Here is an 11,953-nt window from a genome sequence, read left to right as displayed (position 1 = left end):
CGCCCCCCCCAAGTGGAACAGCCCGCCCCCTGTGGGAGGGGGCTTGCTCGCGAAGGGGCCCGCTGGCTCAGCGCAAAACTCAATGATCAGCTGCGAGCAAACGCCACCGCCGCCGCAAACTGTTCTTCACTCGGACGCACCCCGGTGTACAGCACAAACTGCTCCAGCGCCTGGATCGCAATAACTTCCAGCCCGGTAATGACCTTTTTACCCTCGGCCCGGCCCCGCACGATCAGCGGTGTCTCCGACGGAATCGCCACCACATCGAATACGGTCTCGGCAGACTGGATCACTTCAGGCTCGAACGCCAGTTGCCCGGCCTCCGGTCCGCCGTCCATGCCCACCGGGGTGACGTTGATCAGCATCTGCGGCCGCTCTTCGCCCAGCTCCGCCTGCCAGCGATAGCCCAGCGAATCCGCCAACGCCCGTCCGGCACGCTCATTGCGCGCAACGATCAACCCATTCCTGTAACCACCATCGCGCAAGGCACTGGCCACCGCTTTGGCCATGCCGCCGCTGCCGCGCAGGGCGAACGTCGAATCCTTCGGCACCGCGTGGGTTTCCAGCAATTGCGCGATGGCGATGTAGTCAGTGTTGTAGGCCTTGAGGTGGCCGTTGGTGTTGACGATGGTGTTGATCGACTGGATCGCCGCCGCCGACGCATCCAGTTCATCAACCAGCGCGATGCACGCTTCCTTGAACGGCATCGACACACCGCAACCGCGAATTCCCAGCGCACGAATCCCGCCAACGGCCCCCGGCAGATCCTGACTGCTGAACGCCTTGTAATAGAAGTTCAGGCCCAACTGCTCATACAAATGGTTATGAAACCGCAGACCGAAGTTCCCGGGGCGCCCGGACAGGGACATGCACAGCTGGGTGTCTTTGTTGGGATTCATCTGCATGAAACTTCTCCTGAAAACCGACTTTCGGATGGACGGAGTTAGCCATTCCATCGTGTTGTGAACGATCATAAGCACTATCTGCAACGGGCTTCGCGAGGCTTTGGCCCTACGGTAAAGAAGCCGGTACAGACCTTACACAAACTTTACCCAGACGCTGTGCTGATTTACAAAAACACGTTGTCTTAGAAGTATCCCCGCGATAGTCCTTGGGTCTAATTGCAGATTCAAGCGCCGGGTTGAATAACGAGGAATTATCATGATCCGTAAACTTCCTGTCTTAGCTTTGCTGATCGGTGCATTGGCTGTTACCGGACAGGCGCAAGCCGGTGGTTACTATTATCACGGTCACGGCGGCTGCTGCTGGGGCGGCGGGCACGCTGGCTGGGTTGGTCCGGCCGCTGTCGGTGCAGTGTTGGGCGCAGTGGTAGCGGGTTCGGTGATGTCCTCACCGCGCACGGTTTACGTACAGCAACCGGTGTATGTACAACCGCAGCCGGTTTACGCACCGCCACCGGTCTACTACCAGCCACCACCTCCACCGGTTTACTACCAGCCACCGGGCTATTACGTTCAGCCTCGCTACTAAGGCCGACGTCTGTAGCGTAAAGGCTGTAAATGAAACAGGCTCCGCCGCAAGGCGGGGCCTGTTTTCGTTCAGGTATGTCTGAATAAATCTTGCGAAGGTCGCTACCAGGACAATGCTGGCGACTAGAATCGGCATGATGAATACAGCGCCCTTTCCTGATGCTGAGGAAAACGGTCATCTATTTGTCATGACGGAGCCGCAATCTGAATCCGTCCGTAAACAACAGGTTGATAACAACAAGGACGACGATATGCCTACACAAAACCCGCATCGCATTGTCGGTTTATGCACCTCAGGCAAGGTGTACAACACGCTGACCGAACTCAAGCACCTGGAAGGCCATCGCTGCGCCAAGTTTCTTTCGCTGCTGGCGGAGCATCTGGTGCACAAGGGCTTGCTCAACGAGCGCGAAGTGGTGCACATGCTCGACCAGGTTGTCGATTGAAACAGCCCTCACTGTTATCAATGACCACTATCGAAAGCGTTGATTGTCCCTGAGCGCAGCGAATCCCTAAGGTAGCTCCACAGATTGATGGAGGTACTTGTCATGGCTCAGGTTCAAATCATGTCGGTAGTTGGCAGCGCTGTTCCCGCATCGCTCAGAGCGTCGGGATTGCTCGCCTGCTGGTATCTGGTGCGCGATGGCGAGCCGATCAGCGGCCCGCTCACGTCATTACCGGCGGCGCAGGCGTTGTCGCGGAAAATCGTCAGCACCCCGTTCCACGCCTAAGGCAGCTGGATTTTCGGTTTGGTCTCAATGAACAGCGCCCAGCTCGACATGAACAGCGCCGCGATCAGCGGTCCGATCACGAAACCATTGAGGCCGAACACCGCCAGACCGCCGAGGGTCGAGATCAGGATCATGTAATCCGGCATGCGCGTGTCCTTGCCGACCAGGATCGGGCGCAGCACATTGTCCACCAGACCGATTACAAATACCCCGAACAACCCCAGCACCACACCCTGCCAGATCATCCCGCTGAGCAGGAAGTACACCGCCACCGGCGCCCAGACAATCCCCGCGCCCACCGCCGGCAACAGCGACAGAAACGCCATCATCACCGCCCACAGCAATGCGCTGGGGATGCCGAGAAACCAGAAAATCGCCCCGCCCAATGCGCCCTGAGTGATGGCCACCACCAGATTGCCCTTCACCGTCGCGCGCACCACACGATTGAATTTCAACTGCAAACGACGTTTCTGGTGTTCCTCCAGCGGCACCGCGGTGCGCACTTTGCGCGCCAGTTCGGCACCGTCACGCAAAAAGAAAAACAGCAGGTACAACATGATGCCGAAGCTGACCACGAACTCGAATGTGCCTTGACCGAAACTGAACGCCTGACTCGCCAGCACCTGACTGCCCTGCATCGATGCCTTGACGATTTTCTCGCGCAGACCATTGAGTTCGCCCATGCCAAAGCGATCGAGCAGATGCTGGAAGTACGGCGGCAGGCTGTGTTTGAACTGCGCAATATAGGCGCCGATGTCCAGTTGGCCACTTTCGATGTTGGTGTACAGCGTCGCGCCTTCCTGGACCAACAACACGCTGAGGATGATCACCGGCAAAATCGCGATCACCAGACAAATGCCCAGGGTGCATAGAGAAGTCAGATTGCGTTGCCAGCCGAACTTCTGCTGCAACCGGCGCTGCATCGGCGCAAACAGGATGCCGAGGATCACCGCCCAGAACACCGCGCCGTAGAACGGCAGCAGAATCCAGATGAAAGCGACCGTCACCAATACCAGCAGTACCGTGAGGGATTTGAATTGAAGGCTTTTTTCGTTCATGTCCGATCCATGTCAGTCAGGCGTCGTGCACGCCCCGATCCTTAGTCCGCCGGGACGCGCACGAGTGCCATCTTTATTCATGGAGCATAGTTGCCGATCACGGCCAGCATTCAGCGCACCGGCAGCTTGACGATCTGCTCGGTGGTCATGACGTCACCGAAGGTGTCTTCCACTTCCGCCAGCGCAGCCTGGTGCAGGGAATCCTTGTCGATGGACGAGCCATTGACGCGGGTAATCGTACGGGTGGCCGAGGCGTCGGAGGCGACGATCACGTTGTAACCCAGCGGCGCAGCATCCCGCGCGGCACCCGCGACGCAGGCGTGAGTCATCAACCCGGAAATGATCAGCGTATTGATGCCGGCCTTCTTCAGGCGCTCGTCAAGATCGGTGCTGGCAAATACGCTGACCGTGGTCTTTTGCAGAACCACGTCTTGCGGGCGTGGCTGCATGTCCTTGTGAAATTTAACGGTCTCGCCATCGATGGCAAATACCGGCGAGCCAGCCGGCGCGACGTGCTGCACGTGATACACCGGGATCTTGTGGCTGTCGGCGAAGCTGATCAGCTCACGGGTTTTCGCCAGAGCGGTGGCACCGTCCGGGATCGGCATCCGGCCGCTGAAATATTCATTCTGGAAATCGATCACCACCAGTGCGGATTTGCCGGCCGGCAAATGATCGGCCGGCGTGGCGCCGGACATCGCACGAATGGTCGGGTGGCTGTCAGCCATTGCCCCGGTGCTGGCCAAGACACCGGAAAATGCACAAGCGGTGAGAAAGCGACGAGTAAAGTTCTGCATGGGAGAGTCCTGCTTCGGTTGATTTGATGAGCGAATGTTAAGCAGCCACCGTCGCACCGAACACAGTGAAACCGACACATGTTTTGTGCAGGATCTACACAAATGAGCCGCACAGGTCAGTCTCGCTGACTCAAACGTAGATCCAGATCAATAAACCGCGATTGCCACTGCACTACCCTGCCGCGCTTTTGCGACCGATGCCGCCATGAAGCCAGAACTCCCCCTCGCCGCCCCGGAACTGCTCGCCCCTGCCGGCACCCTGAAGAACATGCGCTACGCCTTCGCCTACGGTGCCGATGCGGTTTACGCCGGGCAGCCGCGCTACAGCCTGCGGGTGCGCAACAACGAATTCGACCACGCCAACCTCGCCCTCGGCATTCGCGAAGCGCAGGCCCAGGGCAAGCGCTTCTACGTGGTGGTCAACATCGCCCCGCACAACGCCAAACTGAAGACCTTCCTCAAGGATCTGGCACCGGTGATCGAGATGGCACCGGACGCACTGATCATGTCCGATCCGGGATTGATCATGCTGGTGCGCCGGCACTTTCCGCAGATGCCGATCCACCTCTCGGTGCAGGCCAACACGGTGAACTGGGCGAGTGTCGAGTTCTGGCAGCAACAGGGGCTGAGCCGGATCATCCTGTCGCGGGAGCTGTCGCTGGAAGAAATCGGCGAAATCCGCGAACAGGTGCCGGGCATGGAACTGGAGGTGTTCGTCCACGGCGCGCTGTGCATGGCTTACTCCGGGCGCTGCCTGCTGTCGGGCTATATGAACAAGCGCGACGCCAATCAGGGCACCTGCACCAACGCCTGCCGCTGGAAATATTCGGCGCAGGCGGCCACCGAAAATCAGCTCGGCGAGATCGTGCAGACCTTCCAGCCCGAGCCGAACCTCGGTATCGGCGCGCCGACCGATCAGGTGTTCCTGCTGCAGGAAGCCAATCGGCCCGATGAGTTGATGCCGGCTTTTGAGGACGAGCACGGCACTTACATCATGAACGCCAAGGATCTGCGCGCCGTGCAGCACGTCGAGCGCCTGACACGCATGGGCGTGCATTCGCTGAAGATCGAGGGCCGCACCAAGTCGCACTTCTATTGCGCGCGCACCACTCAGGTCTATCGCCGGGCAATTGACGACGCGATGGCCGGGCGCGAGTTTGATCGCAGCCTGATGACCGATCTGGAATCACTGGCCCAGCGCGGCTACACCGAAGGTTTCCTGCGCCGCCATGTGCATGACGAATACCAGAATTATCAGAACGGCAGCTCGGTGTCGGAGCGTCAGCAGTTCGTTGGCGAGCTGACCGGCGAGCGCCGCGACCGGTTGGCCGAGGTCAAGGTGAAGAACCGTTTTGCCTTGGGCGACCATCTGGAGCTGATGACGCCCAAGGGCAACTTCCATTTCGATCTGCACCAGTTGCAGAGTGCCAAGGGCGAAGCCATTGAAGTCGCCCCCGGCGACGGGCACACGGTTTACTTGCCGATTCCGGATGCGGTGGATTTGCGCTTCGGCCTGCTGATGCGCGACCTGACTACTTGAACCCCTCCCTGTAGGAGCTGCTGCAGGCTCGGGCCGCGTTCGGACGATCTTTTGATCTGGTTTTTCAACACCAAAATCAAAAGATCGCAGCCTTCGGCAGCTCCTACACAGGGAATGCGGGTGTAGCGGAGTCAGAGGAATTCCTCGCGCAACATCGCCACGAACGCCTCACGCGCCGGGTGTACCCCGGCGTTTTCGTGCCAGTAAAACAGGTTGTCGATCGCCGTCAGCTCAGGAAACTCATAGCCCACGCATCCAGCGCCTTTGGCGTATTGCTCGAACACGCCTTTAGGCACCAATGCCACGCCGGCGCCAGCACTGATGCAACCGACAATCGCCCCGTAACTCGCCAGGCTGACAATCGGCAGCGCCTGTCCCTGACGCAACAACCAGTGCTCCAGCGCCGCCCGATACGGGCAACCCTGCGGCCACATGAACACGGTTTTATCCTGCAAGTCGTGGATGTCACGCACCGGGCCGAACGACGTCGAAGCAATCAGCAGCAGCTCCTCGCGGTACATCGGCGTGCGTTTGAGTTGCGCGCGCTCGACGTCCACCGCGACGATGGCGCCGTCCAGGCGATGGCTGACGGTGTCGTCGAGCAATTGGCCCCAGGTGCCAGTGATCAACTCCAGCGCCACCTGCGGATAGCGCTGGTGAAACTTCGCCAACAGCCGCGGCAAACGCCCGGTGGCCGAGGACTCGATCGCGCCGATACGCAGCGGACCGGACGGTTCGGCGGCGGGATCCACCGCGCGCTTGGCTTCGGCGGTCAGCGCCAGAATCCGCTCGGCATACGCCAGGAACGTCTGCCCCGCCGGGCTGATCCGCAGCCCGCGCCCCTCGCGCAGAAAAAGCGCCACACCGAGTTCCGCTTCCAACGCCTTGATCCGTGCGGTGATGTTCGACGGTACACAAAACAGCTTTTCAGCGGCCCGGGCAATGCTGCCCTCGTCGGCCACGGTCTTGAACATGCGGATCTGCGCCAGCTCCATACTCATCACTCAAAGTGAACATTCAGCGCAGTATAAGTCAGTTGTGGAGACTTGTTGGCCGCCCGGATACTCGACGCATCAGCCCCTGCGGTGCGCCGATCATGCCGTCTCCTTCTCCCTTGAAAATCATTCTGGCCATGACCTTCGTGGTCAGCTGCTGGGCCTATTCGCCGACCGGCATTCACGTCGGCCTGCAGGCGTACGACCCCGGGCATCTGGCGTTGCTGCGGTTTCTCCTGGCGTCGCTGTTCATGGCTGTGATCGCGGCGTTCAAGGGCATTCGCCTGCCGCAACGGCGCGACGTGCCGCTGTTGTTCGCTCTGGGATTTTTTGCCGTCAGCCTGCATCACGTGGCGCTAAACATCGGCCAGCAAAGCGTCAGTGCCGGCGCCTCCAGCGTACTCGCGCAGTCGAGCCCGTTGTTCAGTACGCTGCTGGCACGCTACGTGTTCAAGGATCAGGTCAGTGTCTGGCGTTGGGGCTGCGTGTTGCTGGGACTGGTCGGCGTGGTGATCGTGGTCAGCGCCGATCAGGGCCTGGGGCAGATCGACGCGCATGGCTTGCTGATTCTACTGGCGGCGCTGTCATGGAGCGTTTATTTCGCCCTGCAAAAACATCACGCCAGGCGTTATGACGGCTTCAGTCTGGCCTGTTATGCGGTGTGGTCGGGGACGCTGCTATTGCTGATTTATCTGCCAGGGCTGGGTGCGGCGGTAGTCAAAGCACCGCTGCGCGTGCAGTGGGCGGTGCTGGCGTTGGGGGTGTTTCCCAGCGCGCTGGCCTATCTGGCGTGGGGCTTCGTACTCAAGCATTTGGATCTGAGCCGGGCAACGATGACGCTTTATCTGATACCGCCGACGGCGATGGGGATTGCTTCGCTGGGATTGGGCGAGCGACCGACACTGATGGTGTTGGTGGGGTCGGCGGTGGTGTTGATCAGTGTGCTGGCGTTGAATCTGGAGCAGCGGGTGGAGGGTCGACCGGTTGAGGTCTGATCGAGGTTTTTTACTGAGGCTGATGACCCCATCGCGAGCAGGCTCACTCCTACAGGGGGATGCGTTCTGCCTGTGGGAGCGGGCTTGCTCGCGAAAGGTTCGGTACAAACTATAAATATCTCATGCCGGGTTAGCCTCAGCGCCTGTCATCCGACAACGGCGTCGGCTCATCCGCCGGTGGCACATCATTGGCAGCCGGTGGATCCTTCCAGTCTTCCGGACGATCGGCATCACTCAGCGGATCACGCCCCGGGCTCATACCCGGCGGCGCATCGTGATCGGCCAGCGTCGGCTCGTCCGTGCCGGGCACCGGACGGGTTGGATCGGTCGGCAGCACACCACCCTGAAACAGCAAATCATTAGCCATGACACACCTCACCGAGGAGGTCCGGAAAACCCGGGCCATACAGCTTGGAAGCGAGCCTCTAAACGACGTGCTATCGAACAGACCAACGGCAATCAGCCCTGCGCACTGAAACGGTCGCGGCTGTTGGTCAGGTGCAGCCACATGGCCGCGCGCGCGGCATCCGGATCCTGACGCTTGATCGCATTCAAAATCGCTTCGTGTTCGAGATTGGCCAACTGCCCCAGCTTGCTCAAATCCGCCGCGCCCCGCTCGGCGGCATTGAGCCGCTGACGCGGAATCATCGCGCTGCCCAGGTGCTGCATGATTTCGCTGAAGCAGACGTTACCCGTGGCTTCGGCGATCAGCAGATGAAAGCGTCGGTCGGCCTCGACGCAACTGTCGTTGCTGTCCAGCAGACGCTGATAGTCATCCAGCGCCTGACGCATTTGCAGCAATTGCTGCTCGCTGCGCCGTAACGCGGCCAATGCCGCGGCCTGTGTCTCCAGGCCCATGCGCAATTCAAGAATGCTGCGCACCCCGAGCGCCGTATCGACATTCAGCCGCAAGCCCTGCTCCGCAGCGCGCTCGATGACGAACGTGCCGATGCCGTGCCGCGTTTCGACCAGTCCCGACGCCTGCAATTTGGAAATCGCCTCGCGCACCACTGTGCGACTGACACCGTGCTCCTGAACGATGGCGTTCTCCGACGGCAGCTTGTCGCCGGGTAACATCTGGCCGAGCAGGATCTTCTGGGTGAGTTTTTCCACCAGGTCGTGCGCAAGGTTATGCGTGCGTTTAGGCGCGGGGGCGTCGAGGTCTTCTTGCATGATCAGTTCCGGGCATCGGGGCTCGCGGATCGTAGCACTACGCAGTCGCTGACGAGATTGATTTTAGCGCTAAAATCGCCTCCATCTTGTATGACAACATGCAGGAAATCTGGATTTCAGCCTCAAAGAGTCGGTTGAGCACATTTAAAAAATTCTAAAAATGGTCTCTGAGAAAAGAAAGCAATGACCGGAAAACCCCAATAGAACCGACTAATTTTGCGAAAAAGGACATAAGAAACCAGCCTGCCAGATGAATTTAATCGCCCCACCCCACTTGTAGGACAAAAAATTCAAGTTGTATGATGTCTATCAACAAAGCAGCACACAGCACTACCCCCGCATAAAAATAATCAGTGGGAGAAAAACAAGTGAAAACCTCCATCTCCGGGATGAACGAGGGCGTCGATTCGACACTCGCGTCCGCCATCTCGAAAGTGAAACGCCACGTCCTGCCGCTCTTCGTGATCATGTTCATCGTCAATTACATTGACCGGGTGAACATCGGTTTCGTCCGCACTCACATGGAACATGACCTGGGCATTGGTGCTGCCGCCTACGGCTTCGGCGCCGGTCTGTTCTTCATCGGTTACGCGCTGTTCGAAGTCCCGTCCAACATGCTCCTGCAGAAAGTCGGCGCGCGTATCTGGCTGACCCGAATCATGCTCACCTGGGGTCTGGTCGCCGCCGGCATGGCGTTCATCCAGAACGAAACGCACTTTTACATCCTGCGCTTCCTGCTCGGTGTGGCCGAGGCCGGATTCTTTCCCGGGGTGATCTACTACTTCACGCGCTGGCTGCCGGGTGCCGAACGCGGCAAGGCAATCGCGATTTTCCTCAGCGGCTCAGCGGTCGCCTCGCTGATCTCCGGCCCGCTGTCCGGCCTGCTTTTGCAGATCAACGGCCTGGGCTTGCACGGCTGGCAGTGGATGTACTTCATCGAGGGGATGTTTTCCGTGGGACTGTGTGTGTTCGTCTGGTTCTGGCTCGACGCCAAACCGCACGACGCGAAATGGCTGACCCGCGCCGAACAGGACGCACTGGTCGGCGCCATCGATGATGAACAGAAGGCCCGCGAAGCCGCGACGCCGATCCGCCCGTCGATGGGCAAACTGCTCAAGGACCGGCAGATCATCCTGTTCTGCCTGATCTACTTTTTCATCCAGCTGACGATCTACGCCGCGACGTTCTGGCTGCCGAGCATCATCAAGAAAATGGGCGAGATGAGTGACTTCCAGGTCGGGCTGTTCAACTCGATTCCGTGGTTGCTGTCGATCATCGGCATGTACGCTTTCGCCGCTTTCTCGGCCAAGTGGAAGCACCAGCAGGCCTGGGTCGCGACCGCGCTGCTGATTGCGGCGGCGGGGATGTTCATGTCCACCACCGGCGGGCCGATTTTTGCCTTTGTCGCGATCTGTTTTGCCGCGCTGGGCTTCAAGTCCGCTTCATCGTTGTTCTGGCCGATTCCACAGGCCTATCTGGATGCGCGAATCGCTGCAGCAGTGATCGCGCTGATCAATTCGGTGGGCAACCTTGGCGGCTTCGTCGCGCCAACCACCTTCGGCTTGCTCGAAGAGCACACCGGCTCGATTCAGGGCGGCCTCTATGGCCTGGCCGCGACCTCGATCATCGCCGCGATCATCGTCTTCGCCGCGCGCACCACGCCCAAACCCGCTGCAGACCTCGCCGTGGCCGAAGCCGCGCCAAAGCACGCCTGAATTCTGTCTTATTAGGATAAAAATCATGACCGCACACGACACCGCCAAAGCGCCGATCATCACTGACATGCAAGTGATTCCGGTGGCCGGCCACGACGGCATGCTGCTCAACCTGAGCGGCGCCCATGGGCCGTTTTTCACCCGCAACATCGTCATCCTCAAGGACAACGCCGGGCACACCGGCGTCGGTGAAGTGCCCGGTGGCGAGCGCATCCGCCAGACGCTGGAGGACGCTCGCAGCCTGGTGCTCGGCAGCTCGATCGGCAACTATCAGAAAATCCTCAATCAGGTGCGTCAGACCTTCGCCGAGCGTGATGCCGGCGGCCGTGGCCTGCAGACCTTCGACCTGCGCATCACCATTCACGCAGTGACCGGACTCGAAGCCGCCCTGCTCGACCTGCTCGGCCAACACCTCGACGTACCGGTCGCGGCGTTGCTCGGCGAAGGCCAGCAGCGCGATCAAGTGAAGATGCTCGGTTATCTGTTCTACGTCGGTGACCAGCGCGAAACCAGCCTCGCCTACCGCAGCGAACCGGATGCCGATAACGACTGGTTCCGCGTGCGTCACGAGAAAGCCATGACCGCCGAAGCGGTGGTGCGTCTGGCTGAAGCGGCCCAGGCGAAATACGGCTTCCAGGACTTCAAACTCAAGGGCGGCGTGCTCAGTGGCGATGCGGAAATCGAAGCGGTGACGGCCCTGGCCGAACGCTTTCCCGAGGCGCGCATCACCCTTGACCCGAACGGCGCCTGGTCCCTGAAAGAAGCGATTCGTCTGTGCCGCGATCAGCATCACGTGCTGGCTTACGCCGAAGACCCCTGCGGTGCGGAAAACGGTTACTCGGGGCGTGAAGTCATGGCCGAATTTCGCCGCGCCACCGGACTGAAGACGGCGACCAACATGATCGCCACCGACTGGCGCGAGATGGGCCACGCGATCCAGTTGCAGTCGGTGGACATCCCTTTGGCCGACCCGCACTTCTGGACCATGCAAGGCTCGGTGCGTGTCGCGCAACTGTGCCATGAATGGGGCCTGACCTGGGGTTCGCACTCCAACAACCACTTCGATATCTCGCTGGCGATGTTCACCCATGTCGCGGCAGCGGCACCGGGCAACATCACCGCCATCGACACGCACTGGATCTGGCAGGACGGCCAGCGTCTGACCAAGGCGCCGCTGCAGATTGTCGACGGCTGCGTGCAAGTGCCGCAAAAGCCGGGTCTTGGGGTGGAGCTGGACATGGATCAGGTGGGCAAGGCTCACGAACTCTACAAAGGCATGGGCCTCGGTGCACGGGATGACAGCGTGGCGATGCAGTTTTTGATTCCGGGATGGACGTTCGATAACAAGCGGCCGTGCCTGGTGCGCTGACATTCTCAAGCTCACCGCACTTCAAATGTGGGAGCGGGGGGGGGGGGGGGGGGGGGGGGGGGGGGGGGGGGGTGGGTTTTTTTTGTTTGG

At 60.1% G+C, this 11,953-nt stretch carries 13 protein-coding genes; 7 read left to right on the top strand and 6 right to left on the bottom strand.

Features of this window, described 5'->3' with window-relative positions; all coding sequences use genetic code 11:
• Nucleotides 1-86 precede the first annotated feature (86 nt).
• Nucleotides 87-905 carry a shikimate 5-dehydrogenase gene (locus tag NTD85_RS14525; protein ID WP_201138185.1) on the bottom strand — a complete coding sequence of 273 codons (819 nt, stop codon included), beginning with the start codon at nucleotides 903-905 and terminating at the stop codon, nucleotides 87-89.
• 256 nt (nucleotides 906-1,161) lie between these two features.
• Here NTD85_RS14525 and NTD85_RS14520 point away from each other — a divergent pair, with 256 nt between their 5' ends.
• The 3 genes from NTD85_RS14520 to NTD85_RS14510 all read left to right on the top strand — a co-directional run bounded on the left by NTD85_RS14520 (nucleotide 1,162) and on the right by NTD85_RS14510 (nucleotide 2,221).
• Entirely contained in the window at nucleotides 1,162-1,491 is a 330-nt protein-coding gene (locus NTD85_RS14520; RefSeq protein ID WP_003223605.1) for a hypothetical protein, read from the top strand.
• A gap of 250 nt (nucleotides 1,492-1,741) precedes the next feature.
• Complete coding sequence (locus NTD85_RS14515) at nucleotides 1,742-1,936, top strand: hypothetical protein (protein ID WP_003223604.1); 195 nt, start codon at nucleotides 1,742-1,744, stop codon at nucleotides 1,934-1,936.
• Between the two features lie 102 nt (nucleotides 1,937-2,038).
• Entirely contained in the window at nucleotides 2,039-2,221 is a 183-nt protein-coding gene (locus NTD85_RS14510; RefSeq protein ID WP_201138186.1) for a hypothetical protein, read from the top strand.
• On the opposite strand, the gene NTD85_RS14505 is transcribed toward NTD85_RS14510, so the two are convergent.
• A complete protein-coding gene (locus NTD85_RS14505; RefSeq protein ID WP_003223602.1) occupies nucleotides 2,218-3,279 on the bottom strand; it encodes an AI-2E family transporter in 1,062 nt (353 codons plus the stop codon). The genes NTD85_RS14510 and NTD85_RS14505 overlap by 4 nt on opposite strands.
• Before the next feature lie 110 nt (nucleotides 3,280-3,389).
• Nucleotides 3,390-4,076, bottom strand: coding sequence for a cysteine hydrolase family protein (locus NTD85_RS14500; RefSeq protein WP_410017537.1), 687 nt, complete (start codon nucleotides 4,074-4,076; stop codon nucleotides 3,390-3,392).
• A gap of 205 nt (nucleotides 4,077-4,281) precedes the next feature.
• On the opposite strand from NTD85_RS14500, the gene yegQ reads away from it, so the two are divergent.
• Complete coding sequence (yegQ, locus tag NTD85_RS14495; protein WP_262142486.1) at nucleotides 4,282-5,616, top strand: tRNA 5-hydroxyuridine modification protein YegQ; 1,335 nt, start codon at nucleotides 4,282-4,284, stop codon at nucleotides 5,614-5,616.
• Between the two features lie 131 nt (nucleotides 5,617-5,747).
• Here yegQ and NTD85_RS14490 read toward each other — a convergent pair whose 3' ends face one another.
• A complete protein-coding gene (locus NTD85_RS14490; protein WP_262142488.1) occupies nucleotides 5,748-6,611 on the bottom strand; it encodes a LysR family transcriptional regulator in 864 nt (287 codons plus the stop codon).
• A 101-nt stretch (nucleotides 6,612-6,712) separates the two neighbouring features.
• Between NTD85_RS14490 and NTD85_RS14485 the strand changes: the two genes are divergently transcribed.
• Complete coding sequence (locus tag NTD85_RS14485; protein WP_262142484.1) at nucleotides 6,713-7,606, top strand: DMT family transporter; 894 nt, start codon at nucleotides 6,713-6,715, stop codon at nucleotides 7,604-7,606.
• A gap of 136 nt (nucleotides 7,607-7,742) precedes the next feature.
• On the opposite strand, the gene NTD85_RS14480 is transcribed toward NTD85_RS14485, so the two are convergent.
• Both NTD85_RS14480 and NTD85_RS14475 read right to left on the bottom strand, forming a co-directional pair.
• Nucleotides 7,743-7,973, bottom strand: a complete 231-nt coding sequence (locus tag NTD85_RS14480) for a hypothetical protein (RefSeq protein ID WP_262142483.1) — start codon at nucleotides 7,971-7,973, stop codon at nucleotides 7,743-7,745.
• Between the two features lie 92 nt (nucleotides 7,974-8,065).
• Complete coding sequence (locus NTD85_RS14475; protein WP_262142482.1) at nucleotides 8,066-8,779, bottom strand: FadR/GntR family transcriptional regulator; 714 nt, start codon at nucleotides 8,777-8,779, stop codon at nucleotides 8,066-8,068.
• A 368-nt stretch (nucleotides 8,780-9,147) separates the two neighbouring features.
• Between NTD85_RS14475 and NTD85_RS14470 the strand changes: the two genes are divergently transcribed.
• Nucleotides 9,148-10,494, top strand: a complete 1,347-nt coding sequence (locus NTD85_RS14470) for an MFS transporter (RefSeq protein ID WP_262142481.1) — start codon at nucleotides 9,148-9,150, stop codon at nucleotides 10,492-10,494.
• 25 nt (nucleotides 10,495-10,519) lie between these two features.
• Nucleotides 10,520-11,863, top strand: coding sequence for a glucarate dehydratase (gene gudD / locus NTD85_RS14465; RefSeq protein WP_262142480.1), 1,344 nt, complete (start codon nucleotides 10,520-10,522; stop codon nucleotides 11,861-11,863).
• Nucleotides 11,864-11,953: the final 90 nt, after the last annotated feature.

Origin of the sequence: Pseudomonas sp. 13B_3.2_Bac1 (assembly GCF_025466205.1) — a bacterium.
Taxonomy (GTDB): Bacteria; Pseudomonadota; Gammaproteobacteria; order Pseudomonadales; family Pseudomonadaceae; genus Aquipseudomonas; species Aquipseudomonas fluorescens_H.
This window is presented reverse-complemented; position numbering and strand designations above follow the sequence as displayed.